The sequence below is a fragment of the Hoeflea sp. BAL378 genome (assembly GCF_000759435.1).
Lineage (GTDB): Bacteria > Pseudomonadota > Alphaproteobacteria > Rhizobiales > Rhizobiaceae > Hoeflea.
Map to the genome: position 1 here is coordinate 16933 of NZ_JRJG01000001.1, position 24362 is coordinate 41294.

The 24362-nt window shown below is 67.0% G+C and carries 21 protein-coding genes; 8 read left to right on the forward strand and 13 right to left on the reverse strand.

Features of this window, described 5'->3' with window-relative positions; genetic code table 11:
• Nucleotides 1-99: 99 nt before the first annotated feature.
• Nucleotides 100-1683 carry a DEAD/DEAH box helicase gene (locus tag LL06_RS00105; protein WP_035520874.1) on the reverse strand — a complete coding sequence of 528 codons (1584 nt, stop codon included), beginning with the start codon at nucleotides 1681-1683 and terminating at the stop codon, nucleotides 100-102.
• Between the two features lie 296 nt (nucleotides 1684-1979).
• Between LL06_RS00105 and LL06_RS00110 the strand changes: the two genes are divergently transcribed.
• A complete protein-coding gene (locus tag LL06_RS00110) occupies nucleotides 1980-2477 on the forward strand; it encodes a fasciclin domain-containing protein (protein WP_035520875.1) in 498 nt (165 codons plus the stop codon).
• 99 nt (nucleotides 2478-2576) lie between these two features.
• Here LL06_RS00110 and LL06_RS00115 read toward each other — a convergent pair whose 3' ends face one another.
• The 3 genes from LL06_RS00115 to LL06_RS00125 all read right to left on the reverse strand — a co-directional run bounded on the left by LL06_RS00115 (nucleotide 2577) and on the right by LL06_RS00125 (nucleotide 5289).
• Nucleotides 2577-3872, reverse strand: a complete 1296-nt coding sequence (locus tag LL06_RS00115) for a M23 family metallopeptidase (RefSeq protein WP_035520876.1) — start codon at nucleotides 3870-3872, stop codon at nucleotides 2577-2579.
• A gap of 111 nt (nucleotides 3873-3983) precedes the next feature.
• Entirely contained in the window at nucleotides 3984-4811 is an 828-nt protein-coding gene (locus LL06_RS00120; protein ID WP_035520878.1) for a ferritin-like domain-containing protein, read from the reverse strand.
• A gap of 10 nt (nucleotides 4812-4821) precedes the next feature.
• Nucleotides 4822-5289: a peroxiredoxin gene (locus LL06_RS00125; protein ID WP_035521002.1), complete on the reverse strand. Its 468-nt coding sequence runs from the start codon at nucleotides 5287-5289 to the stop codon at nucleotides 4822-4824.
• Between the two features lie 121 nt (nucleotides 5290-5410).
• Here LL06_RS00125 and LL06_RS00130 point away from each other — a divergent pair, with 121 nt between their 5' ends.
• A complete protein-coding gene (locus LL06_RS00130; RefSeq protein WP_035520880.1) occupies nucleotides 5411-8788 on the forward strand; it encodes a DUF3971 domain-containing protein in 3378 nt (1125 codons plus the stop codon).
• A 59-nt stretch (nucleotides 8789-8847) separates the two neighbouring features.
• Here the strand turns inward: LL06_RS00130 and tyrS are convergent, their stop codons facing one another.
• The gene (gene tyrS, locus LL06_RS00135; RefSeq protein ID WP_035520882.1) at nucleotides 8848-10101 is read right to left on the reverse strand and encodes a tyrosine--tRNA ligase; all 1254 of its coding nucleotides are present in this window, start codon (nucleotides 10099-10101) and stop codon (nucleotides 8848-8850) included.
• A 222-nt stretch (nucleotides 10102-10323) separates the two neighbouring features.
• Between tyrS and LL06_RS00140 the strand changes: the two genes are divergently transcribed.
• The gene (locus tag LL06_RS00140; protein WP_035521004.1) at nucleotides 10324-11466 is read left to right on the forward strand and encodes an anhydro-N-acetylmuramic acid kinase; all 1143 of its coding nucleotides are present in this window, start codon (nucleotides 10324-10326) and stop codon (nucleotides 11464-11466) included.
• A 54-nt stretch (nucleotides 11467-11520) separates the two neighbouring features.
• Here LL06_RS00140 and LL06_RS00145 read toward each other — a convergent pair whose 3' ends face one another.
• The 7 genes from LL06_RS00145 to LL06_RS00175 form a co-directional block, all read right to left on the reverse strand.
• Entirely contained in the window at nucleotides 11521-12834 is a 1314-nt protein-coding gene (locus LL06_RS00145) for a TRAP transporter large permease (RefSeq protein ID WP_035520884.1), read from the reverse strand.
• Between the two features lie 3 nt (nucleotides 12835-12837).
• Nucleotides 12838-13338, reverse strand: a complete 501-nt coding sequence (locus tag LL06_RS00150) for a TRAP transporter small permease subunit (protein WP_081963549.1) — start codon at nucleotides 13336-13338, stop codon at nucleotides 12838-12840.
• 65 nt (nucleotides 13339-13403) lie between these two features.
• Nucleotides 13404-14399, reverse strand: coding sequence for a TRAP transporter substrate-binding protein (locus LL06_RS00155; RefSeq protein ID WP_035520888.1), 996 nt, complete (start codon nucleotides 14397-14399; stop codon nucleotides 13404-13406).
• An 89-nt stretch (nucleotides 14400-14488) separates the two neighbouring features.
• Nucleotides 14489-15727 (reverse strand): acetyl-CoA acetyltransferase, encoded by a 1239-nt coding sequence (locus tag LL06_RS00160; RefSeq protein WP_035520890.1) that lies wholly within the window; start codon nucleotides 15725-15727, stop codon nucleotides 14489-14491.
• Nucleotides 15720-17411 (reverse strand): class I adenylate-forming enzyme family protein, encoded by a 1692-nt coding sequence (locus tag LL06_RS00165; protein ID WP_152599423.1) that lies wholly within the window; start codon nucleotides 17409-17411, stop codon nucleotides 15720-15722. The genes LL06_RS00160 and LL06_RS00165 overlap by 8 nt, the downstream gene beginning before the upstream one ends.
• Nucleotides 17408-18367: a nitronate monooxygenase gene (locus LL06_RS00170; protein WP_035520892.1), complete on the reverse strand. Its 960-nt coding sequence runs from the start codon at nucleotides 18365-18367 to the stop codon at nucleotides 17408-17410. The genes LL06_RS00165 and LL06_RS00170 overlap by 4 nt, the downstream gene beginning before the upstream one ends.
• A complete protein-coding gene (locus LL06_RS00175) occupies nucleotides 18364-19077 on the reverse strand; it encodes an alpha/beta fold hydrolase (protein WP_035520894.1) in 714 nt (237 codons plus the stop codon). The genes LL06_RS00170 and LL06_RS00175 overlap by 4 nt, the downstream gene beginning before the upstream one ends.
• A 290-nt stretch (nucleotides 19078-19367) precedes the next feature.
• On the opposite strand from LL06_RS00175, the gene LL06_RS00180 reads away from it, so the two are divergent.
• The 5 genes from LL06_RS00180 (at nucleotide 19368) to LL06_RS00200 (ending at nucleotide 23510) form a co-directional block, all read left to right on the forward strand.
• Nucleotides 19368-20900, forward strand: coding sequence for a carotenoid oxygenase family protein (locus LL06_RS00180; protein WP_035520895.1), 1533 nt, complete (start codon nucleotides 19368-19370; stop codon nucleotides 20898-20900).
• Nucleotides 20901-20996: 96 nt separating this feature from the next.
• On the forward strand, nucleotides 20997-21986 hold the full coding sequence (locus LL06_RS00185) for a winged helix-turn-helix transcriptional regulator (protein WP_035520897.1): 990 nt from the start codon (nucleotides 20997-20999) through the stop codon (nucleotides 21984-21986).
• Entirely contained in the window at nucleotides 21983-22786 is an 804-nt protein-coding gene (locus LL06_RS00190; protein ID WP_035520899.1) for an IclR family transcriptional regulator, read from the forward strand. The genes LL06_RS00185 and LL06_RS00190 overlap by 4 nt, the downstream gene beginning before the upstream one ends.
• Entirely contained in the window at nucleotides 22779-23195 is a 417-nt protein-coding gene (locus tag LL06_RS00195) for a PaaI family thioesterase (protein WP_035520901.1), read from the forward strand. The genes LL06_RS00190 and LL06_RS00195 overlap by 8 nt, the downstream gene beginning before the upstream one ends.
• A gap of 93 nt (nucleotides 23196-23288) precedes the next feature.
• Complete coding sequence (locus LL06_RS00200) at nucleotides 23289-23510, forward strand: hypothetical protein (protein WP_152599424.1); 222 nt, start codon at nucleotides 23289-23291, stop codon at nucleotides 23508-23510.
• 110 nt (nucleotides 23511-23620) lie between these two features.
• On the opposite strand, the gene LL06_RS00205 is transcribed toward LL06_RS00200, so the two are convergent.
• Nucleotides 23621-24238, reverse strand: a complete 618-nt coding sequence (locus LL06_RS00205) for an exopolysaccharide biosynthesis protein (RefSeq protein ID WP_052161043.1) — start codon at nucleotides 24236-24238, stop codon at nucleotides 23621-23623.
• Between the last annotated feature and the right edge of the window lie 124 nt (nucleotides 24239-24362).

The following is a 24362-nucleotide window of genomic DNA, read 5'->3' on the forward strand; positions in this document are numbered from 1 at the left end:
CATGCGTGTCGTGCGGGCGGGGCGGTGGGCGACAATCATGAAAAAGGCCACCGGCTGGGTTGCCGGCGGCCTCATCATGCAAGTCTTGATGCGTCGGCCTCAGCTGCCGATCATCATGAAGGCGGGGATCTCGTCGCCGAAGCCGACCGGGGTCGGTTCACGGTCGTCATTGTCGCGGCCATGGCGGCGATTGCGGTTGCGGTCTTCGTTGGCGTTGGCCGGCTCGGGCGCGCGCTGGCGCGACGGCCGCTCTTCGCGTTCCTGCCGGGGCTGACGTTCTTCACGCTCCTGCCGGGGCTGACGCTCCTCGCGCTCCTGCCTGGGCTGGCGTTCCTCGCGGACGGGCTTGGCGGCGGCTTCGGCGGGTATCTCCCGGGGCGCCATCTCGACCACCTTTTCCTCGGCTGCCGCCTGCTGCGGCCTGTCCTCGCGGGCGGGCCGGTCTTCGCGGGCGGGCTTGTCGCCGCGTCCGGAGCGGCGCGCGGTGCCCTTGCTGTCGGCGCGGCGGCCGCGGCCGGGCTTGTCGTCACCCTCGTCGGAGGAGGAATGCAGCGCGTCCTTGCCGTCGAGCCATTCGATCTCGCGGTCGATCAGCTTGGTGATGGCGTCGACATATTTGGCGTCGCGGCGCGTGACCATCGTAAACGATGCGCCGGCGCGGCCGGCGCGGCCGGTGCGGCCGATGCGGTGGACATAGTCCTCGGCATGGATCGGCACGTCGAAATTGAAGACATGGCTGACGGCGGGAATATCGAGCCCGCGGGCGGCGACGTCGGAGGCGACCAGCAGGGTGATCTCGTTGTCCTTGAAGCCCTGCAGCATGTTGGTGCGCGAGCGCTGGTCCATGTCGCCGTGCAGTGCGCCGACCGAGAATCCGTGCTTTTCCAGCGACTTGTACAGTTCGGCCACGTCCTTCTTGCGATTGCAGAAGATGATGGCGTTGGTGAGCTCGGTCTGCGAGCGGATCAGGTCGCGCAGGCGTTCGCGCTTTTCGAAATCCTTGCCGCCGCAGGCGACGAGCCGCTGCACCACGGTGGCTGCGGTCGAGGACGGCGGCGCCACTTCGATGCGGACCGGGTTCTGCAGGAAATTGTCGGCGAGCTTCTGGATCTCCGGCGGCATGGTGGCCGAGAAGAACAGGGTCTGGCGGGTGAAGGGGATGAACTTGACGATGCGTTCGATGTCGGGGATGAAGCCCATGTCGAGCATCCGGTCGGCCTCGTCGATGACCAGGATCTCGACGCCGGTCATCAGCAGCTTGCCGCGCTCGGTGTGGTCGAGCAGCCGGCCGGGCGTGGCGATCAGCACGTCGGCGCCGCGCTCGAGCTTGCGGTCCTGCTCGTCGAACGAGACGCCGCCGATCAGCAGAACGATGTTGAGCCGGTGGTTCTTGCCGTATTTCTCGAAATTCTCGTGAACCTGCGCCGCGAGTTCGCGCGTCGGCTCGAGGATCAGGGTGCGCGGCATGCGCGCCCGGGCGCGGCCTCTTTCGAGCCTTGTCAGCATCGGCAGCACGAAGCCCGCCGTCTTGCCGGTGCCGGTCTGGGCGATGCCCAGAATGTCGCGGCCTTCGAGCGCCGGGGGGATTGCGCCTTCCTGGATCGGGGTTGGCGTCGTGTAGCCGGCGTCGGTCACGGCGGACAGTACTTTTTGGCTTAAGCCAAGATCAGCAAAAGTGGTCAATTGAGAGCGTTTTCCGTTTCGGAGTTTGCGACAATGCGCGGGTGCGCGCTCTGTACGCGGACCCAATGTGCTCCGCATAGTCGCTGCAGTGCGTTAAGTCAAGGAAAAGCCCGGAATTGCGGTATCGCACCCGCCGGACGGCAGGGGCGCCGATGGAAAATTTCAAGGCCGGGGACCTGTTCAAAGAGACATATCACCTTCACCCCGTCCGGTCGGTCCGCGCGGTGAACCACGATCGCCCGGGCGGCGTGAAAGGGTGCGCAGGGGGCTTTGACTGCACAAGATGGAGAACAGATATGACACTGATCAAGACACTCGCCGCAGCCGTGCTCGCCATGGGCCTCGCCGGCGGAGCAGCCACGGCCGCGTCTCATTCGGGCGCCAAGGACATCGTCGACACCGCGGTCGAGACCGACGGCTTCGACACGCTGGTCGCCGCGGTGCAGGCCGCCGGTCTCGTGGAAACGCTGAAAGGCGAGGGGCCGTTCACCGTGTTCGCGCCGACCGACGACGCTTTCGCCGCGCTCGGAACCACGGTCGAGGACCTGCTCAAGCCCGAGAACAAGGACAAGCTCGTTGCGGTCCTGACCTACCACGTGGTTCCCGGCAAGGTGATGTCGGGCGATCTGGTCGATGACGCGACGCCCGCCACCGTTCAGGGCTCGAACGTCACCATCGATCTCGACAACGGCGCCATGGTCAACGACGCCAAGGTGGTCACCGCGGATATCGAAACCTCGAACGGCGTGATCCACGTGATCGACAAGGTGCTTGTGCCGGAAGGCGTGCTGTAACCGGTCCGACGAACCGGTCAACGGAAGCGAAGCTGGGGGCCGCGCCGATGCGGCCTCTTTTTCATGCGCGCGGATGCGTTGGCTGACGGCGCCCTGCGGTCAGTTCGACACCATCAGCGGCTCGAGCTTGCGGGCGGCCTTGAGATAGGCCATCGGATCGATGGCGTCGCCGTTGCGGCGGATTTCATAATGCAGGTGGGGACCGGTCGAGCGGCCGGTGGAGCCGGACTTGCCGATGCGGGCGCCCATTTCCACGTGATCGCCCTCCCGGACCTCGACCAGCGACAGATGCGCGTAGCGCGTGGTGATGCCGTTGCCGTGGTCGATCTCGACCATCTTGCCGTAGCCGCCGTTGCGGCCGGCATGGGTGACCACGCCCGCGCCGGAGCTCAGGATCGGCGTGCCGCTGGGCGTGCGGAAGTCGATGCCGCCGTGGAAGGCGAGCCGGCCCAGGAACGGATCCCGGCGGTTGCCGAACTGCGAGGTGATCTCGCGGCCCGGGGCGGGAATGCCGATCGGCAGCTTGCGGGCGTGGCGCCTGACGGTGTCGAGCCGGTTGAGCGCCTGATCGAGGTCGTCGAGGGTGGAGTCGAACGCATTGGGATCATTGGGGCGCACGAACGGACCGCCGACGGCCGTGTCGTCGATGGACGCCGCGGGGAGCCCTGCCGAGCGGATGATCTCGTCGATCTCGGAGGCGGTCTCGAAGGCGTCGATGGCCAGGCCCTGCATCCGTTCGATCTGGTCGCGCTCGATCGACTTGAGCGACAGGGTGACGGTCGAGAAGATCCGGTCCGCCCTTTCGCTGACCGACTCGGCGCCCGCCGACCCGGCGCTGGCGGCGAAGGCGAGAGGGTTGGTGTTGAGGCCGACCGGGTCGCCCATGGCCTGGGGCGCGGCGGCGAGAGCCGCAAGGCGTCCCGTCCTGGGCGTGCCGGAGGCGGCCTGCTTGTTCGGGTTCTCGACGGGGATGGGAACATGGGCGGGCATGGTGCCGGCGCGGTCGAGCAGCGGGCCGAGCTTGCCGTGGCGGTTGCTCAGCGCATCCTGCCGGGCAATCAGTTCGGCGACCTTTTCCTCCATCAATTGCTGGTCGAGCAACTGCCGGCTGGTCACCCGGTCGACCTGCGAACGGAGGGCGGCGATGCGGTCCTCGTAGGCGTGCTGCATGCGCGCCTGGCGCGCCATCGAGGCGCCGATCAGGTCGTCGCGCAGCACCAGGTAGGAGGTGGCGGCGAGATAGCCGATGGCCATGACGCCGAGCACCGACATGCACAGGCCTGCGATCCACGGGCGGACCGTCATGTGCCGTATGGTGTCACCGCTGGCAAAGATGATGGTGTGGGAACGTTTTGGCCGTTTGCCAAAGACGCGGCTGTCCTGCCTCTGCGACACTGAATAAATCCTCGTCAGAACGGGTTGCCGTTGATTGATCGAGGTCGATTACACCCTGTTAAGGTTAACAAAGATTTGACCCGGCGCCGCCGAGCCGAGGTTTCATGCGTTTTACGACATGTTCTGGCTCGACAGCGTGCGGTAGAAGGTGGGCGTGAGGCCGGCGGCGGCGCGGGCGAGGTCGTTGAACGGCGGCTTGGGCGCGCCGCGGAAATTGGCCCTGACCAGCAGACGGAAGGTCTCGGCCGCATCCTTGCCCTCGCGGGCGCAGAGAAAGCGGAACCATTTGGCGCCGATGGCGACGTGCTTCTTCTCGTCCTCGTAGATGACGTCGAGCACGGCGGCGCTCTCCTCGTCGCCGGCCTCCCGCATCTTCACCCGCAGCGAAGGGGTCACATCGAGGCCCCGGGCCTCGAGGATGAGCGGCACGACGGCCAGCCGCGCGGTCAGGTCGTTGCGGGTGTCGTGCGCCGCCTGCCACAGACCGTCATGGGCGGGCACGTCGCCGTAATCCGCACCGAGCGCGCGAAGTCGTGCCCGCACCATGTTGAAATGCTTGGCTTCCTCGAACGCGACCTGCATCCAGCCGTCGAAGAAGCTCTGCGGCATCGGGGCGGTGGCGAAGCGGGCGACGATGTCGAGCGCCAGATCGGTGGCGTTGAGCTCGATATGGGCGATGGCGTGCAGCAGCGCGATCCGCCCGTGGGTGGAATGAAGCGAGCGGCGCTTGACCTGGGTGGGCGAGACAAGATCGGGCTTTGCCGGGCGGCCGGGCCTGAGCGGCGCCAGCGTGTCGAGCGGCGACCTGAGCGACAGCCGCCGCGCATGCCAGCGGGTGGCCACGTCCTGGGCGAGCGCGGTCTTGACGTCGAGGTCATCCGCGAGGATGGCCCGCGCGGCGCCGTCGCGCAGCGACAGGATCGGCTGAACGGCGTTCACCGGCCCCGGCTCACAGCGCCCGGACCGCTTCGAGCACCTGCTGGGCGTGGCCCGGCACCTTCACCTTTCGCCAGACCCTGGCGATCTTGCCGTCCTTGCCGATGAGGAAGGTGGAGCGCTCGACGCCCATATAGGTGCGGCCGTACATGCTCTTTTCGGTCCAGACGCCATAGGCCTCGAGCACCGACTTGTCCTCGTCGGAGGCAAGGATCACGCCGAGGCTGTGCTTGGCGATGAACTTGTCATGGGCCTTGACCGGATCGGGCGACATGCCGATCACCACGGTGCCGGCCTTGGCGAAATCGTCCGAAAGCGCGGTGAAGTCCACGGCCTCGACGGTGCAGCCGCTGGTGTCGTCCTTGGGGTAGAAATAGAGGACGACGATTTTGCCCGCCTGACCCGCCAGCGACACGTTTCCGCCGCCATCACGTGGCAGATCAAAATCCGGCGCTGTCATGCCTTCGCCAAGTTCGCTCATCATGGAAACCTTTCATCGTGAAATGGATTTGTTGCAGGTGACCCTGTCCCGGGGCGATATATAAACGCAAGGGCAGCAGTCCATAGAATCACCGAAAAAGAAAGCTGACGCGCGCACGCCCATGCCGGATCACCCCATTGACAAGGTTCATTTCAGAAAACGCGACATCGTCGCGCTCAATGAGCTTCCGTCAGCCACCGCCGGCGACCAGATCCTGGTGCGCGGCCATCATCCGCGGCGCTGGCACGTCTCGGTGCTGCGCTGGGTCCTGGGTACGGTCCTGGTGCTGGCGCTTCTCGCAGGCGGGCTGCTGGCGGCGCTCGAAGCCGGGATCGCCGATGAATTCGTCCGCGACCGGGCGCAGCGCGCGCTCGCCCAGGCGGTCGGACCCGAAAACCGGGCGCAACTGAGCTCGGCGGCGCTGCGGCTGACGCGCGGCGGACATCTGGCGCTCGAGGCCCGCGATGTCTCGGTTAAACGGCGCGACGGCGCCTCGGAGGCCAATTCCGTCAAGAGCGTGCTGATCGGGCTCGATCCGATGGCGCTGCTGTCGGGCCAGATCTCGGTCACCTCCGTCGATATTGCCGGCGTCGGCCTGGCGGCGCCCGAAAGCAACGGCTTCAACCTTACCGACCTCGCCAGTTTCCGGGTCGACGCCACCGGCGCCATGATCGAGCAGATGTTCGTGGCGCTGAACCAGGTGGCGGCGCAGATCGACGCGGTCGAGGCCAGGTCGTTCCGGTTCTCCGACATCACCATTTCGGGATCGGGCGAGCCGATCGTGATCGCCGATGCCGAGGTGCGCAGGGTCAACGGGCCGAATTACGAGATCGAGGCAAACCTGCTGCGCGCCGGACAGTCCATCACGGTCACCGCCACGGCCAAAGGCCCGGTCAACGGTACCGGGTTGTCCGAAATCGCCGCCCGGATCGACGGATACGCCCTCGACTTCGCGACCGGAGAGGTGGCGGACCGCCAGAACGGCGTGTCGACGCCGCTGGCGATCTCGTTCAGCGCCTCGCGCGGCGGGCCGGACACGCTGCCGGCGCTGTCGGCCAATCTGAGCACATCCAACGGCACCATCACCATGGGCGGGGTCGAGGCGGAGTTGCGCGACGCCCAGGTAAGGCTTGTCTACATGCCGGCTCTGAACAAGCTCGAGATCACGCCCTCGGTGATCCGGATCGGCGAGACGGTGCTGCCGTTCACCGGCGGGCTGATCGACGCCGACAGGATCGAGGAGATCGAGGGCGCGGGCATCGCCTTTGATTTCGTCGTCAAGAAGGGCCGCGCCGCGCCGGGCGATTCCGACGAGGCGCCGATCTCCTTCGACGGCAAGGCGCTGGGACGGTTCGACGCCGCCGAGCGGCTGCTGGTCGCCGAGGAACTGGCGCTGGCCACGCCGCAGGGCGATCTCTACGCATCTGCCTCCTGGCGCTTCTTTGAAGGCATCTCGCCGGAGATCAACCTGGTGGCGCGGGCGCCGCGGATGTCGATGGCCGCGGTCAAGCAGTTCTGGCCCTACTGGGTCGGCAAGATGGCGCGGACATGGGTGCTCGACAATCTCTATGGCGGCACCGTGAGCAACGGGCGGATCCAGCTCGCGGCGCCGGCCGGCCATTATTCCGCGACCGGCGACGCCAGCTTCAATGAAAACCAGTTGCAGATCGATTTCGATGTCGAGCGCGCGCGGATGAATGTCGCGGGCGACATTCCGCCGCTGCGCGACACCAAGGGCCACATGCGCCTCAGGGGCTCGCATGTCAGCCTCACCATCGATTCGGCGACCGCCTTCTTTCCGACCGGCCGGAGCGTCGACGTCACGGATGCGAGCTTTTCCATTCCCGAGGCCGACAAGCAGCCGCTGATGGCGGATCTGAAGATGTCCGTGAGCGGCAACGCCGATGCGGTGGCCGAACTGATCACCTACCACCCGATCAACGCGCTCGACCAGATCGGCTTCAAGCCGGCGGAGCTCAGCGGCGACATCTCCTCGGTCGTGACGGCGCGGTTCGGCCTGATCGCCGACCAGTCGCCGCCGCCGCCCGACTGGACGGTCGAGCTTACCCTGAGCGGCGTCGATCTCGCCAAGCCGGTCGAGGGGCGGATGCTGACCGACATGGACGGCAGCCTCTCGGTCACCCCGCGACAGGCGGTCCTGAAGGCTGACGCGCTGGTCGACGGGGCGCGGATGACGCTCGACGTGCTGCAGCCGGTGGGCGGATCGTCGGTCAAGGCCGCGCGGGAACTTTCGGGCACGCTGAGCCCCGAGGCGCGGGAGAAGATGGCGCCGGGGACGGGCGAGCTGATCTCCGGGCCGGTCGGCTTCGTGCTCACCGCCGGCGCGGATGGCGGGCAGATCGTCAGCCTCGACCTCAAGCCGGCGAAGCTCACCGTCCCCGGCATCGGCTGGACCAAGGACAAGGGCGTCGCCGCGAGCTTGCGGTTCGCGATGCAGACGGAGGGCGACGAGGTCAGGCTCACCGACCTCAAACTGTCGGGCGACGGGTTTTCGGCCAGCGGCGCGGTGACGCTCAAGGGCGGGCGGCTGTCGGCGGCGACCTTCGATCAGGTCGCGCTGTCGCCGCGCGACGACTACCGGGTGCAGGTCACCGGCAACGGCAAGGCCTACCAGGTCAAGCTGGGCGGCAAGGCGATCGACGCGCGCCCGATCATCGCGCTCGCCAAATCCTCGGGCGGCCCTGGCAAGGCGCAGGACGGCGCCAGGATCGAGGTCACCGGCAAGGTCGACACGGTGCACGGCTATTCCGACGAGAGGTTCTCCTCCGCCAGCGTGAGCTACAAGGGCCAGGGCGCGCGGATCGATCTGCTGGATTTCAAGGCGGTGACGCGGAACGACCAGGCGCTGGTGATGAAGGTCGCGCGCGGCAGTGCCGGCGAAACGGTGGAGATCACCAGCGGCGACGCCGGCGCCTTCGCCCGGTTTGCCGGGATCTATTCGCGGATCCAGGGCGGGCTCCTCAACATCAGGCTCAGCCGCAAGGACGGCCCCATGCGGCGCGGCGTGATCGACGTGCGGAATTTCACCATCGTGGGCGAGCCCCGGCTTGAATCGCTGGTGTCAACGCCGAGCAAGAAGGACGGGCGTAGCCTCAAGGATGCGGCCAAGGCCGAGGTCAACGTGTCGAAGGCGCAGTTCGAGGTGGCCAACGCCAAGGTCGTCACGGGCAATGGCGAACTCAGGATCAGCGACGGGGTCATGCGCGGTCCGGAAATCGGCGCGTCGTTCCAGGGAACGGTGAACGACGCCAACGGCAACATGGATCTCACCGGGACGGTGATGCTGGCCTATGGCATCAACCGGCTGTTCGCGGAAGTGCCGGTGATCGGTCTGTTTCTCGGCAATGGCAGGGACCGCGGCCTGTTCGGCATCACCTTCCGGCTCGCCGGCAAGACCGGCTCGCCGCTGCTGCAGGTCAATCCGCTGTCGGCGATCGCGCCGGGCGTGTTCCGCTCGATCTTCGAGTTCCGGCCATAAAAATCCGCCGGACCTTGATGATCCGGCGGATCTTTCGTCCCCGATGGTCTCGGCCGGCTTTACTGCACCCGCACCAGGACGTGCTTCTTCTTGCCCATCGACAGCTTGATGACGCCGTCCTCGTTGAGATGGCTCGCGGTGACGAGGGTCTTGTCATCGCTGACCGCCTCGTCGTTGAGCCGGATCGCGCCGCCCTGCACCTGCCGCCGGGCTTCGCCATTGGAGGCGGCCAGGCCGGCGCGGACGAACAGCGCCAGCAGGCCGACGCCGGCTTCGAGCTCGGACGCAGCGACGGAGATGGTCGGCAGATTGTCCGAGATCGCGCCTTCCTCGAAGGTCTTGCGGGCGGTTTCGGCGGCCTCCTCGGCGGCGGCGCGGCCATGCAGCAGCGCGGTCACCTCGTTGGCGAGCACTTTCTTGGCCTCGTTGATCTCGGCGCCGCCGAGCGCCTCGAGCCGGCGGATCTCGTCCAACGGCAGGGGGGTGTAGAGCTTGAGGAAACGGCCGACATCGGCGTCCTCGGAGTTGCGCCAGTACTGCCAGAAATCATAGGCGCTGAGCATGTCGGCGTTGAGCCAGACCGCGCCATTGGCGGACTTGCCCATCTTGGCGCCCGACGAGGTGGTCAGAAGCGGCGAGGTGAGGGCATAGAGCTGCGGCCCGCCCATGCGGTGGCCCAGGTCGATGCCGTTGATGATGTTGCCCCACTGGTCGGAGCCGCCCATCTGCAGGCGGCAGCCGTAGCGCTTGTTGAGCTCGACGAAATCATAGGCCTGGAGGATCATGTAGTTGAACTCGAGGAACGACAGCGACTGGTCGCGGTCGAGCCGCGTCTTGACGCTGTCGAAGGCGAGCATGCGGTTGACCGAGAAGTGCCGGCCGACATCGCGCAGGAACTCGACATAGTTGAGGCCCATCAGCCAGTCGGCGTTGTCGGCCATCACCGCATCCTTCGGGCCGTCGCCGAAGCTGAGGTAATTGGAAAACACGGTCTTGATGCCGGCGATGTTCTCGGCGATCAGCTCCGGCGTCAGCAGCTTGCGGGCCTCGTCCTTGAACGAGGGATCGCCGATCATGCCGGTGCCGCCGCCCATCAGCGCGATCGGCCGATGGCCGGTCTGCTGCAGCCAGTACAGCATCATGATCTGGATCAGGCCGCCGGCATGCAGGCTCGCAGCGGTCGGGTCGAAGCCGATATAGGCGGTGACGGTCTCGGTCCGGAACAGGTCATCGAGGCCCGCTTCGTCGGACATCTGGTGAATGAACCCGCGTTCTGTAAGCGTGCGCAGGAAATCGGACTTGAAAGCTGACATGTCAGTGACCTTGAAATTATGACGGAAATACCGCAAACGGACCGGGGCGCTGCGGGAAGGACGCAGCCGCCTGCGGGCGCGTTTAGCACTAGCGCGGCCTGCATTCAACCAAAGCCGCCGGCGCCGGGCCTGAGCCCGCCGCCGCCCATGACCGCCGCTCTCGACCCTGATCGCCTGCGGCCGCAGGGGAAGGCGCGGCCAAGAAGAACTGGAATGGATTTCATGACCGGGCACACTCCTGTCACGCGGGCAATCGGGCTGATGAGCGGCACCTCGATGGACGGCATCGATCTCGCCATGCTCGACACCGACGGGGACGGGACCGTGCGCCGCGGCGCCTCTTCCTTCACGCCCTATGACCCGGTCTTCCGCAAGCGGCTGGAGCAGGCGCTGGAAATTGCCAAGGCCATCACGGAGCGCGGCGAGCGGCCGGGCGATCTCGCCGCGCTGGAAGCCGAGCTGACCGACCGGCATGCGGCCGCCGTCGAGGCGTTCCTGGCGCGCGAGGGACTGGCTGCCGCCGACATCGGCGTGATCGGCTTTCACGGCCAGACGGTGCTGCACCGGCCGCGCCAGGGGCTCACCGTGCAACTGGGCGACGGCGAACGGCTCGCCGCGCGGCTCGGCATCGACGTGGTCTACGATCTGCGCGCCAACGACATGGCGCACGGCGGGCAGGGGGCGCCGCTTGTCCCGGCCTATCACCGGGCGCTGGCCGCGGGGCTGACAGGCGAATGGGCGGCGGAAAAGCCCGTCGTCTTCGTCAATATCGGCGGCATCTCCAACATCACCTATATCGGCGAGGACGGCACATTGCTGGCCTTCGACAGCGGACCGGGCAACACGCTGATCGACCAGTGGGTGTCGCGGCATGCGGGCATCCCCTACGATGCGGGCGGCGCGATCGCGTCCGAGGGCCGGGTGCTGGCGGGGCTCGCCAACCGCTATCTGGCGTCTCCCTTCTTCACCGCCAAAGAGCGGGTCTCGCTCGACCGCAACGATTTCACGCTGCCCGACGATCGGGAGGCGGACCTGGAGGACGGCGCGCGGACGCTGGCCTTCATCACCGCCGCGGCGATCGCCACGGCGCAGAACCATCTGCCGGTCAAGCCGAGGCTGTGGATCCTGGCCGGCGGCGGGCGCCACAACCGGCTGATCTTCGAGGACCTGACGGTGGCGACACGGCACACGGGGCAGGTGATCCTGGCGGAAGAGGCCGGGCTCAACGGCGACGCAATGGAGGCCGAGGCCTGGGCCTGGCTCGCGGTCCGCTCGCTCAGGGGCCTGGCGCTCACCTATCCCGGCACCACCGGTGTCAGCGAACCCGCCACCGGCGGCGTGCTCGCGCGCGGACACCGGGGCTGAGGGGCGCCGGGGGCCGAGGCGCATGGCCTTGCCGCCTGCACCGCCCTGCCGGCGTCAGCGCGGCAGCGCCCACCAGTCGACCAGGACCAGCGACAGGGCCGGAAACGCGATCAGGATGCCCAAACGCACGAGGTCGGCGAGGATGAACGGGCCGACGCCGGCATAGATCGTGCTCAGCTTGGTGTCGGGCAGCATCGCCTTCATGACGAAGACGTTCATGCCGATGGGCGGGGTGATCATGCCGATCTCGATCACCATGACGGTGAGAATGCCCCACCAGATCGGATCGTAGCCGTAGCTCAGGATCAGCGGGAAGACGAAGGGGATGGTGATGACCATCGACGAGATCGTGTCGAAGATGGCGCCCAGGATCAGGTACATCACCATCAGCAGCAGCACGACCCAGATGCCCGGAAGGCCGGTGTCGCGGATGCCGTTGACGATGATCTCCGGCAGACCCGACAGCGTCACCGCATAGGTGAAGATCGAGGCGCCGATGATCATCAGATAGATCATCGAGGTGGTGGCCGCCGTGTCGCGCAGCGCGTTCCAGAATCCGCGCAGGGTCAGGCGCCGGCGCAGGACGGCAATGAGGAAAGCCATGAACGCGCCCACGGCGGCCGATTCGTTGACGGAAAAGATGCCGGCATAGATGCCGCCAGTGACCACGACCATCAGCACCAGCGCAGCCCAGCCGTTCTTGAGCGCCTTCCAGCCTTCCGACCAGGGCAGCACGTCGCCCTCGGGCGCGAGCGCGGGATTGCGGCGCACCAGGATCAGGATCGTGGCGATGTGCAGGCTCACGGCCAGGACCGCGGGGATCAGCGCCGCCACGAACAGCGTCTTGACGAACTGCTCGGTCAGCACGCCGTAGAGCACCAGGATGATCGAGGGCGGGATCAGCATGCCGAGCGTGCCGCCGGCGGCGATCGAGCCGGTGGCGAGGCGTTCGGAATAGTTGCGGCTCATCATCTCGGGCAGGGCGACCCGGGTCATGGTGGTGGCGGTGGCGATGGACGAGCCGCAGATCGCCCCGAAGCCGGCGCAGCCGCCGATGGTGGCGACCGCCAGCCCGCCGCGGACGTGGCCGATGAAGGCATAGGCGATCCGGTAGAGATCGGCCGACAGGCCGCCGAAGGTCGCGAACGCCCCCATCAGCAGGAACAGCGGGATGACCGAGAGCTCGAGGCTCGCGACCTTGCTGATCGTCTCGGTTCCGAACAGCGACAGGGCCGGGCCGAAACTGCCGCGGATCAGCCCGAAGGTCGCTACGCCCGCCACGCCCATCGCCACGCCGATGGGCACGTGGATGAAGATGAGCAGGAGCATGAGCCCCATGCCGAGCAGGCCGATGGTTGAGGGATCCATGGCTTAGTCCTGTGGATGGAGCGACTGATGGCCGAGGATCTCGGCGATGACGACGAAAAGCTGGGCCGGAATGCAGGCCCAGAAACAGATGCTGGCGATCCACCACCACGGGCCGATCGCCATGCTGAGCACCATGGTGACCTGGTTGCTGTCGCTCACGCGGATGGCGTGGAGCGTGACGAAATAGGCGATGAAGACGAACATCGCGCCGGTCAGCACCGCTCCGAGGATCTCCAGCGCCTGGTTCATGCGCTCCGACAGGAAGCTGCCCAGCACCGTGACCTTGATCTGGCGGCGCTCCAGAAGGCCGGCCGGAAACGACGAGGCGATGATGATGATGGTGAGAAGCCCGGCCAGATCCTGGGCGCCCTGGATCGGCCGTCCGGTGAGTTCCCGCACCAGGATGTCGACCACCGACATGCCGGCGATCAGCAACAGGAACAACACGCCAAGCATCGCCGCTGCGCGCGACATCAACAGGAAGGCCCGTTCCAGCTTTCTCATCTTCTCGCCCCTTGTGAACCGCCGCAGGGGCCGGGGTGATGCCCGGCCCCTGCGGTCCTTGAGCCTCAGCGTGCGCGGATCTCGTCCAGCTTGGCCTGAAACTTGTCGAGCAGTCCAGGCGTCGCGGCGGCGGCGACCATGTCGATCACCGGCGAGACGGCCTGCTTGATGCGCGCCAGATCCTCCTCGGAGGGCTGCACCAGCGTGTGGTCGGGGCTGGCTTCCCAGTCCGCGAGATTGCGGTCGATGGCCGATCCGTAGGAGGCGATCTGGTTGTCGGCGATGATCTGGCCGCTTTGCGCCAGAAGCTCCTTCACCTCGGCCGGCAGGCCGTCATAGACGCCGCGGTTCATGACGATGGTGAAGACCAGCACGCCGAGCTTGGCGGCGTAATGGTTGGTGGCGACATCGGCGACGCGGAAGGTCTTGGCGACCGAGGCGTCGGTCAGCGCGCCGTCGAGCAGGCCACGGTCGATGGCCTCGGCCATCTCGCCGGCGGAGGCATTCTGCGCCACGCCGCCGAGCGACTCGATCACCGCCGTCTGGATCTTGCCGGCGACGCGAAACCGCTTGCCCGAAATGTCGTCGAACGAGGCGATCGGCGGCTTGGAATGCAGCATGTAGGCATCCGACGTGTAGATGGCGACGACATAATAGTCCTCATAGCCCTTGAGCATGCCTTCCTGATGCAGTTCGAGGGCGGCGAGCGAGCCTTCCTTGACGTTGCCGATGTAGCCCGGCAGCTCGAACATGTCGAAATCCGGGTAGACGCCCGGCGTGTAGGAGGGAACCGTCAGCGCCATGTCGGCCACGCCGTCGGCCACCATCTGCGCCTGCGCCAGCGGGCTGCTGCCCAGCGTGCCGCCGGCATAGAGCTTGATGGCGACATCGTAGGGTGCTGCCTTCTCGTTGAACCAGTCGACCCACGGCTGGTAGACGGCGGACACGGTGGGCGAGGCGGCCGGCACGAAGACCGAAAACGCGAGGTCCTTGGCCTGGGCCCCGGTGACGCCGATCGCCAGGACGGCGCCTGCAAGTGCATGTTTAAGGTATCTGTTCAACATGGTTTCCTCCCTGGTGTTGAAATCATTGCTATGAAAAGCCTAGCCCGGCCCGAGCGGCGCGCTTCCGCGGGTGGCGCCACGGGTCCTCATGCGCCGCGGCCGACGACGAAGGACGCGATGGTGGTGGTCGAGCCGCCGATGTTGAGCAGGCCGACGCGTCGCGCGCCCTCGACCTGGCACTCCTCGGCCCGGCCCGTGACCTGCCGGAACCCGTCGAGCATCATCCGTACGCCGGTGGCGCCGACCGGATGGCCGAGGCCGATCAGTCCGCCCGACGGGTTGATCGGCAGCCTGCCGTCGGCGGCGATCACGCCGGCCTCGACCGCCTTCCAGGATTCGCCTGGCTCGGTGATGCCGAAGCAGTCGATGGCGGCGTATTCGGTCATCGCGAAGCAGTCATGGGTTTCGATCGCGTCGAGCTGAAAGGCATTGTCGATGCCGGCGCGGTGGAAGCATTCGCGGATCGTCTGATGCACCTGCGGCAGCACGAAGCGCGTGTTGCGGCTTTCGCGCAGCTTGTCGGCAAACAGCATCGGCGCGGTGCGGTGGCCCCAGCCGTCGATCCGGGCGAGGTCGGACAGCTTGAGGCCGCGGCTTTCGGCGTAGTCACGCGCGCGGGCCTCGGAGGCGAGGAAGATCACCGCCGCGCCGTCGGTCACCTGGCCGCAGTCGTTGCGGCGCACGCGGCCCTCGATCACCGGATTGGCGTCGTCGTCTTCCCTGAAGCTCCGCTCGCCGAACTCCCACTTGCGGGTCTGCGCGTTCGGATTGCGCTTCGCGTTGGCGTAGTTGATCCGGGCGATCTCGCCCAGGTGATCGTAGTTCACATAGCCGTATTTTTCGGAATAGGCGTCGATCAGGTCGGCGAAGGCCGCGGGCCAGACATAGGTGGCCTCGGTCCATTCCCGGCCGGCCCAGGCCGCGGCTCCCAGATATTCGGCGGCCCGCTGGCCCGGCACGTTGCGCATGTATTCCACGCCCAGCACGCAGACCAGGTCGTAGCGCCCGGCCTCGACCTCGGCGCTTGCCGCGAGGATGCCCATCGAGCCCGAGGCGCAGGCGGCCTCGTGACGGCTGGTGGGCACGCCCGACAGGTCCGGGTGAAGCGAGGCCACGATGCCGCCGAGCTGACCCTGGTTGCAGAACAGCTCCGCGGTGAAGTTGGTGACGTGCACGCTCTTTATGTCGCGCGCCTCGAGCCGGGTGGATTCGAGCCCCTTGGTGAGCACCTCCGCCAACATCGCGTCGATGCCGAGATCCTCGCGGTGCCAGTTGCGGGCGAAGTCGGTCTGCGCGCCCCCAAGGATGTAGACGGGATCAGGCATGATGAGCCTCCTCTTGTTCGGCCAGACGCCGGGTGAGCGCCTTGCGGTCGAGCTTGGCCAGCGGCGTGCGGGGCAGGGAGTCCACCAGGATCAGCCGTTCGGGCCATTTGAACTTGGCGATCTGGTGGGCGTTGCAGAATGTCTTGACGGCGTCGAGATCGAGGTCCGCGCCGGGCTCGAGCGCGGCGAACAGGCAGACCTTCTCGCCCATCTCCTGGTCGGGATAGGCGGCGACGGCGACCTCGCGGACCCCGGGCAGGGCCGACAGCAGCCCGTCGAGCTCGACCGGCGAGATCTTCATGCCGCCGCGGACGATCAGCTCCCGGGAGCGGGCGTGGAAGCGGATCAGGGTGCCGCAGTCGGAGATCTGGAACAGGTCGCCGGTGGCGAAGAAGCCGTGGGCGTCGATCCGGTCGCGGCGCAGGCCCTCGCGGCTGAAATAGCCGGGCATCAGGGCGGGGCCGCGAATGTGCATTTCACCCGTGTCGCCCGGCGCGGTGAGGGTTGCGCCGGTCAGCGGATCGACCAGCTTGAAGGTGCCGCCATTGGCCGTGAGCGTGTCGGGGCGGTCCGCCCAGCCTTCGTCGCCCTCGCGCGGAAAGAAGCTCGCGCGCTTGCGCGGGTCGTTCACCTGCGATGGCGAGGAGCAGAGCTGCACGCCCTCGTTCGAGCCGAAGAAGTTGAGCACCGGAATGTCGAATTTAGCGTCGAAGAAGGCGAAGACCTCGGGATCGGGCGGGGCCGAGCCGGTGCCGATGGCGTGCAGCCGGTGCAGCGCCGGATGCAGATCCGGATCGGCGGCCTTGTCGCGCAGGTAGACCAGCACCGTCGGCGCCACCATCGTGTAGGCGATGTCCTCGGTCTTGAGCTGGTCGATGAAGGTCGTAACGTCGAAAGGATGGTGCAGGATCATCGCGCCGGCGGTGCGCATCCAGCACATCATCAGTCCGCCCATCGCCGCCGCGTTGACGAAGGGAAAGGGCGCCAGGATGTTGGCGCCGTCGGGGAGGCCCAGAATGCGCCAGGCGCCGAGCGAACTCGCCATCATGTTGTTGTGGGTCTTGGGCACGGCTTTCGGCAGGCCTTCCGTGCCGGAGGTCCAGAACACCGCGAACAGCGAATCCGCGTCGAGGTCGAGCGGGGTTGGCGGGGTGTCGGCGCGGGCGGTGTCGATCCGGGTGACGGAGGCCGGCAGGCCCTCGCCCAGGCCGAGAAGGATCGTGCCGGGGGCGAGCGCCTCCATCCGTTCGGCGTAATAGGCCTTGCCGCGCATCCGGCCGACGGAGATATAGGCGTCGAAATCGGCGATCTCGGCCATGCCGCGCAGCTCCGCGCCGCGATAGGCGACGGAGATCGGGCTCAGCACCGCGCCGATCTGCGAGACGGCGAGATAGATCAGCACCAGTTCGGAGATATTGGGAAGCTGCGTCGCCACCAGCGACCCCGGCCCGAGGCCATGGCCCTGCAGGATGGCGGCGTAGCGGTCGACCTCCGCGGCCATCTCGCCATAGGTGAGACGCCTGGGCGCGCCTTCGAACACCTCCGCGCGATCGGGCGGGTCAACGAGGCCCAGGCGTCCCGGCGCGCGCAGGTAGGTCGCCTTGAACATAGCGGGGATGGTAACGTCGCCCCAGTGGCCGGAGGCGCGGTAACGGGCGGCGAGGTGGGGCGGAAACAGGCTCATGCGCACAGCGCCGCCACGCGGGTTCGGGCGGCCTGGTATTCCCCAGACAATCTCTCGACGATGGCAGCCGCGGGCTCGATCCGGTCGATCCGGCCCAGCCCCTGGCCGGCGCCCCAGATGCCGCTCCAGGGCTTGACCTTCTCATCCTTGCGGCCGGTGAAATTCATCCGCGCGACCTTGAACTCCAGTTCGGCCGGGTCAAGCCCCTGATTGACGATCGACGGCTTGAGCATGCTGGCGCGCGCGCCGGTGAAGGCCCGGGTGACGATGAGATCGGTGGGGCCGCACTCCATCAGCATCCGGCGGTACTCGTCGGACGCCAGGCTTTCCGAGGCGGGGATGAAGGCCGTGCCGATATAGCCGAAATCGGCGCCCAGCACCTGCGCCGCCAGCACCGCCTCGCCAGTGTTGATGGCGCCGGCCAGCGCGATGTAGCCGTCGAAGAACTGCCGCACGCGCTCGACGAACACGAGCGGGCTGAGATCGCCGGTGTGTCCGCCCGCGCCCGAACAGACCAGCACCAGGCCGTCGACACCGGCTTCCGCCGCCTTGCGGGCGAGCTCGACCGAGGTCACGTCGGCGAAGACCAGTCCACCATAGGCGCGAACGGTGGGGATTACCGGCTTCGGGCTGCCGAGCGCCGTGATCACCACCGGCGGCCGGTGCCTCGCCACCTGCTCGAGGTCGGAGGGCAGGCGCGGCGAGGTGGAGTGGGTGACGAGGTTGACCGCCCAGGGGGCCACGGGCCAGGTACTGTCGGCCGGGGCCTCCACGCCGTCGCGGATGGTCTGCATCCACTCGCCCAGCTCCTCGCTGGTGCGCAGATTGGGGGCGGGGAAACTGCCGACGATGCCGGCGCGGCAGCAGGCGATGACAAGCTCCGGCGACGAGACCAGAAACATCGGCGCGGCGATGACCGGCAGGCGCAGGCGGGACAGGTGCTCGCGGATGGTCATTGCGCGGCGGCTCCCGTCGTCATGTCATGGCGCATGAACGCATTGAGATGCGCGGCCACGACAGCGGGGCGCTCGATCACGGCCAGATGGCCGGCGCCTTCGATCTCGACGAAGCGGCCCCGCGGCAGACGATCGGCCAGGTCGCGACCGACGGAGGGCGGCGTCACCGTGTCGTCGGCGCCGGCCATCACCAGCACCGGGCAAGTGATGGCGGGGAGGCTGGCGGAATTGTCCGGCCGTCCGGCAAGCGCCGCCTGGTGGCGCGCGAAGACATCGAGCCCCTGGCTGCGGGCCATGCGGGCGACAGTCGCGCGCAGCTCGGCATTGTCGCGGCTGGCGGGACCGAGCAGGCTGTTGCAGATGGAGGTGGCGAGTTCTTCGATGCCCTCGCGCCGCGCCCAGGCGACGACCTTGCCGCGCTGGGCTGCGGCCCTCTCGCTGTCGGCCGCGGCGGTGCATCCGATCAGCACGAGGCCGGCGACGCGGTCGGGCGCGCGCCGGGCGATCTCCAAGGCGAGATAGCCGCCCATCGACATGCCGACGAGCACGGCGCGGTCGGGCAGGGTCGACACGAGGGAGGAGGCGATGTCCTCGAAGCTGTCGCTGTCGGGCAGCGCGAGCGCGACCGAATCGGTGTCGGCATACTCCAGGACGCCGGCGAAAACGTCCGGCGTGCAAAGCAATCCCGGCAGGCACAGCAGGCGCGGCATCGGCAAATCCTCCCTATGGAGAAATTGCTAGACCAGAAAATTCCAAGGGTCAAGGCGGTGTTCAAAAATTAGTACGGAGTTTCGCTTGACGGAACAAGCTAGGCGGGAGTCGTTGGCTGCTGAGCGTTTATTGCTGCGCCAAAGGGGCAAATCGGGGAAGTTGCGGCCCCCGATGCGACCAGAATTCCGTGTGGCAGCGGCGTGTCCGTGGCCGGCCGATCCGGCTCCGGCTTGACAAAGTCGGCATATTCGACCAATTTGGTCTAGTAATATACAAAAGGAACGCAGTGATGTCCCACGACACTCCCCTGATGGTGACCGCGGCCAATGTACGGATGGTCGCGCCCGACGGAACGCCGCCGCCGGACGCGCCGGACTGGATCAAGGGATATGATCACCCGTATCTGCACGGCGCCTTCGCGCCCAGCGACGTGGAATATGACGCCGAGGACCTGGAGGTGGAGGGCGAGATCCCCGCGGACCTGTGCGGCGCCTATGTGATGAACGGGCCGTCGCAGCGCTTCGAGCCGGTCAACAGCAAATATCACTACTACGACGGCGACGCGCAGCTCCGGGCGATCTATTTCCGCGACGGCAAGGCGACGTTCCGGCAGCGATATCTGCGCAGCGGCGCCTTCCTGGTGGAGGAGAAGGCGGGTAAGGCGATCTGGCCGGGCATTGCCGGACCCTATGATTTCCGGCTTCCCGGCTCGCCGATCAAGGACGTATCGAACACCGACGTGATCTATTACAACGGCCATCTCCTGTCGCTGTGGCACATGGCGGGCGATCCCTACCGAGTCGATCCGCTGACGCTCGAGACGACCGGCCGCGAGACGCTTCACGGCAAGCTCAAGCACAGCCTCTCGGCCCATTCCAAGACCGACCCGAACACCGGCGAACTGTTCTTCTTCAACTACCAGGACGAGCCGCCCTACATGAGCTACGGGATGGCCGACGCCGAGGGCAGGCTGAAATTCGACATCGACATCGATCTCGGCGGCCCGCGGTCGCCGCACGATATGGGGCTCACGGAAAACTACGCCATCCTGCACGACCTGCCGTTCTACCACGATGTCGACATCCTCAAGGCGCACAACCGCCGCGTCATGGGCTTCCACCGCGACCAGCCGGCACGCTTCGGCCTGATCGATCGTTTCGGGCGCAGCGACAGGGTTCAGTGGTTCGAGGCCGAGCCCTGCTACATCCTGCACATCTCCAACTCCTGGGAAGAGGGCGACTGGGTGCACATGATCGGCTGCCGCCAGGACGACCCGATGCCGCAGAAGGACGCCCGCGACCACCACCTGGCCTCGATGATGGCCTATCGCCGCCGCAGCCACGTGATGTACCGCTGGTCGTTCAACGTGAAGACCGGCGCCACCCGCGAGGGCATGATCGACGAGACCAACACCGAGTTTCCCACGATCAATTCGCACATGACCGGGCGCAAGACCCGCTACAGCTTCAACCAGATCATCCCGGTGCCGCGCGAAGGCTCGCTCGAGGGGCGTTGCCAGACCTTCAACGGCCTGCTGCGCTACGATCTCGAGACCGGACAGACGCAGCGCTACGACTATGGCGACGGCGTCTACGGCTCGGAAGCGCCGGTCGCCGCTGCCCATGGGCAGCAGGGCCTGAAGGACGAGACCAGGGCCTACCCGGTGATGTTCACGACCGACAGCAATGACTGGCAGTCCTATTGCCTGATCTTCGATGCCGCCGATATCACCGCGCCGATCGCCAAGGTGAAGATTCCGCGGCGGATCAGCATCGGCTTCCACACGACATGGGTGGATGGATCCGAGATCTGGGGCGCGTGAGGAGGCCTGCGTGACGCGCCCGCGGCCGAGCCCGATCGCGCCGCCCTGTTGCGCCGGCGCGACCGTCGTGGTTGGCTGTGCGGCAGAGGTGGCCATGTGAATGAGATCAATGCCGACAAGGCGGCCCGGACCGGGCCTCCGACCACGTCGTTGCGGCGGGCGCTGCGGATACTCGGCGATCCCTGGACGATGCTGATTCTCAAGGACGCCTACAATGGCGAACGCCGCTTCAGCGGCTTCCAACGGCGGCTCAACATTCCCAAGCAGACCCTGTCGCTCAGGCTCGCGCATCTGTGCCATGAGCAGATGATGTATCGCCGCCAGGTCAGCCCCACCCACAGCACGCTCGAATACTGGCTGACGGCCAAGGCCTTCGACCTGCAGGACGCGATGTATTCGGTCTGGCTGTGGCACGAGGCCAATCCGCGCGACGTGAGCGTGCTGCCCTTCGAGATGGTCCACCGGACCTGCGGCCAGCGCATCAGCGCCACCTACCGCTGCACCCATTGCCGCAATGCGGCCACCAGCCGGACCGTCACGGTCGAACGCACCCAGCCGCTGCAGTTCGACGGCGAACCGCGCGACCGGCTGTCGCGCCGCAACGACGCCGCGGTGACCGCCGCCGGAGACGCGGGCGCGGAGACGATGGTGGCGGCGTCGCTGGTGGGAGACATCGCCTGCAACGAGATCCTGTATGCGCTGTTCCAGTCCGGCAGGCATCTCACGGCGATTGCCGAGGACCTCGACCTCGGCCTCTCCGTCGTCCGCGGCCGGCTGGAGAAGCTGCGGCATCTCGGCCTGGTCGAGGAAAGCCGCGACGGCCGCAAGCAGGTCTATTCGGTGCTGCCCAAGGCCGACGAGTTCTATCCGCTGCTGCTGAGCATCGCCGATTGGGGGGACCGCTGGTGCAATGACGGGCAGCCGCCGCCGGAGCTGCGCATCCATGCCTGCGGGGAACTGGTGCGCGGTCGCTTCTGCTGCGATCATTGCGGTGGCTGGATCAGCCGCGACACGGTCTCCATCCGGCCGCGGGCCGGGGCGACGACCGCGGCGCCGGCGATGACCGACGGACCGGAGCTGCAATGACAATCGATCCCGACGACGACGCCGCCGATCCGAAATTCGTCACCGCGCTGGCGCGGGGCCTGGATCTGCTCAGCAGCTTCCGCAAGAACGAGGTGGAGCTGTCCAACCACACATTCGTCGAACGCACCGGCCTGCCCAAGGCCACCGTGACGCGGCTGACCTATACCCTGTGCAAGCTAGGCTATCTGGTGCAGTCCGCGCCGGGCGGCCTGTACCGGCTGGGGCCGGGCGTGCTGCGGCTCGGCTTCGGGGCGCTGGCCTCCACAGACATGAAGGACCGGGCCGAGGTCGAGCTGCGCGACCTCTGCGCCGGAGGCAACCCCAATGTCGCCGCGGCCATCGCCGAGCGGCACGATCTTTCGGCGGTCTATCTGGTTACCCACCGCGCACCTTCGGCGATCCTGACGGCCTTCTATCTCGGCGCCCAGGTGCCGCTGTTCTCCACCTCCATCGGCCGGGCGCTGCTGATGGGGATGCCAGAGCAGGACAGCGAGGCGCTTCTCAAGCGCGCCTGCGACCGCGCGCGGTCCGACGAGGAGCGCGCCGGCTTCGTCCACGGGCTGGCGCGGGCGCGGGCGGATTTCGCGGCCTACGGATTCTGCACCTCGTTCAGCGAATGGCGCAAGGAGATCAACGGCATCGCCGCGCCGATCGTGCCGGTGGAAGGCGACCGGATCTTCGCGCTCAATGTCGGCGGCGTGGCCTTTCTCAACAGCGCCGAAGAGCTGATGGAAACCCGCGCCGAGCGCCTGCTGCGCGCCGCCCGCACCCTGAGCCTGAGGCCGACGGACCATGACTGACCGACCCGAGCACACCGGCGGCTTCACTAGCGCCTATGGCTTCCAGGACCTGATCGGCTTTCGCAAGACCGCGTTCCGAGAGGGCTATGTCCGCTTCGAACTCGATCTCGGGCCGCAACACATGAACCGGGCGATGGTGCCCCATGGCGGGGTTCACAGCGGCCTGCTCGACGCCGCGCTCGGCGCCGCGGGCGTCTATGACGGCTCGCCCAACGACTTCCGCCCTGCGGTCACGCTCAATCTCAACATCAGCTTCCTCGCCGTGCCCAAGGGAAGGATGCTGATCGCCGAGGGCCGGCGCGTCGGCGGTGGCAAGACGATCTACTTTTCCGAAGGCCATGTCGAGGACGAGACCGGCCTGGTGGTGGCGCGCGCCTCGGGCACGTTCCGTCTGCTCAACCGGACCTGAAATGGCCTGAAGGCGGGCAAACCTGAACTCCCTGCAACCGGTACTGGCGGTGCGCGGGAAGCGGCGCGGCCGGCCGGAGCGGAACTTTCGGCGATGGCCGTCGTTGTCTGGCAGGCTCGCACAAAGGAGATTGCCATGGCCGAACCAAACTGGGTTTTCATTCTTGCCATGACCACGTTCGCGATCGCGGTCGGCTTGATCCTGTTTTCGATGGTCCGCACCCGTCGCGACAGGAAGAATCACGTCAAGACGTCGATCCCGCGGGAAGACATCGCCGAAGCCCGCGAAAAACGCACCGAAACGCCCTTCGTCTGAGGTTCGCTCGGCAGTCCTGTGACCCGGGTCCGTGACCCGGGCGCCCGGCCACGCGTTGCAGTGCGATCCCCAGCGGCGCGAATTTGATCCCCAGCGCCGCGAATTTCTCGTCAGAGGCCCGGGCCGAGATAGAGGAACGCCAGCGGCGCGGCCAACAGCAGGACAAGCGAGACGAGCACCAGGCCCCCGTCGCGGGTGAGATAGCCGGCGGCAAACAGCGCGATCACCGCCGAGGCGATGGAGCCCGAAGTCGGGATGAATTCCATGAATGGCATGACCACCGTCAGCCCCAGCAGCAGGACCAGCGGGAGCCAGCGCCAGGGCCGGTGAAACAGGAATGTCAGGCGCGGCTTGAGATAGCGCTCGACGACATGCACCGGTTTGCGCAGCCAGGCGATGCCCTTGGAGAGTTTGGCCGTGGACATCGGCCGTCGGGTGATGAAGCCCGGCAGCCAGACCGATGTCCGTCCGATGATCATCTGCACCACGAGGATAAAGACGATCGCCGCCACCGTCGCGGTGATGCCGGGGATGGCGCTCGCCGGCGATGTGGAGATCAGCGAGAACACCAGCATCAGCGAGGCGAAGGACTGCCGGCCGAGCCGCGCGATCACATCCTCGACCCTGATGCTGTCGCCTTCGGCGGACGCCTCCAACACGTCGAGAACATGGCTCAGGGCCCGGGTCTGCCGTTCCTCGGTCTCGGGGTCGGGCTTTGGCGCGTTCATGGCAGTCACTCTGGTTTGCTTGCGTGACTGGCCCAACGCCGGTGCGCCGGAAAGGTTCGCGTCTTTTCCGGCGTGCGGGCGCGGTTAGGGGCGCCACCTCCATCACTTCCGCGGCAGGCCTCTC

Coding starts and splice junctions, on each gene's coding strand:
- LL06_RS00190 (WP_035520899.1), top strand. CDS start 21,983: ATGACAATCGATCCCGACGACGACGCCGCCGATCCGAAATTCGTCACC.
- LL06_RS00180 (WP_035520895.1), top strand. CDS start 19,368: ATGTCCCACGACACTCCCCTGATGGTGACCGCGGCCAATGTACGGATG.
- LL06_RS00110 (WP_035520875.1), top strand. CDS start 1,980: ATGACACTGATCAAGACACTCGCCGCAGCCGTGCTCGCCATGGGCCTC.
- LL06_RS00140 (WP_035521004.1), top strand. CDS start 10,324: ATGACCGGGCACACTCCTGTCACGCGGGCAATCGGGCTGATGAGCGGC.
- LL06_RS00205 (WP_052161043.1), bottom strand. CDS start 24,238: ATGAACGCGCCAAAGCCCGACCCCGAGACCGAGGAACGGCAGACCCGG.
- LL06_RS00200 (WP_152599424.1), top strand. CDS start 23,289: ATGGCCGTCGTTGTCTGGCAGGCTCGCACAAAGGAGATTGCCATGGCC.
- LL06_RS00145 (WP_035520884.1), bottom strand. CDS start 12,834: ATGGATCCCTCAACCATCGGCCTGCTCGGCATGGGGCTCATGCTCCTG.
- LL06_RS00165 (WP_152599423.1), bottom strand. CDS start 17,411: ATGAGCCTGTTTCCGCCCCACCTCGCCGCCCGTTACCGCGCCTCCGGC.
- LL06_RS00130 (WP_035520880.1), top strand. CDS start 5,411: ATGCCGGATCACCCCATTGACAAGGTTCATTTCAGAAAACGCGACATC.
- LL06_RS00150 (WP_081963549.1), bottom strand. CDS start 13,338: ATGAGAAAGCTGGAACGGGCCTTCCTGTTGATGTCGCGCGCAGCGGCG.
- LL06_RS00170 (WP_035520892.1), bottom strand. CDS start 18,367: ATGACCATCCGCGAGCACCTGTCCCGCCTGCGCCTGCCGGTCATCGCC.
- LL06_RS00195 (WP_035520901.1), top strand. CDS start 22,779: ATGACTGACCGACCCGAGCACACCGGCGGCTTCACTAGCGCCTATGGC.
- tyrS (WP_035520882.1), bottom strand. CDS start 10,101: ATGTCAGCTTTCAAGTCCGATTTCCTGCGCACGCTTACAGAACGCGGG.
- LL06_RS00160 (WP_035520890.1), bottom strand. CDS start 15,727: ATGCCTGATCCCGTCTACATCCTTGGGGGCGCGCAGACCGACTTCGCC.
- LL06_RS00175 (WP_035520894.1), bottom strand. CDS start 19,077: ATGCCGCGCCTGCTGTGCCTGCCGGGATTGCTTTGCACGCCGGACGTT.
- LL06_RS00125 (WP_035521002.1), bottom strand. CDS start 5,289: ATGAGCGAACTTGGCGAAGGCATGACAGCGCCGGATTTTGATCTGCCA.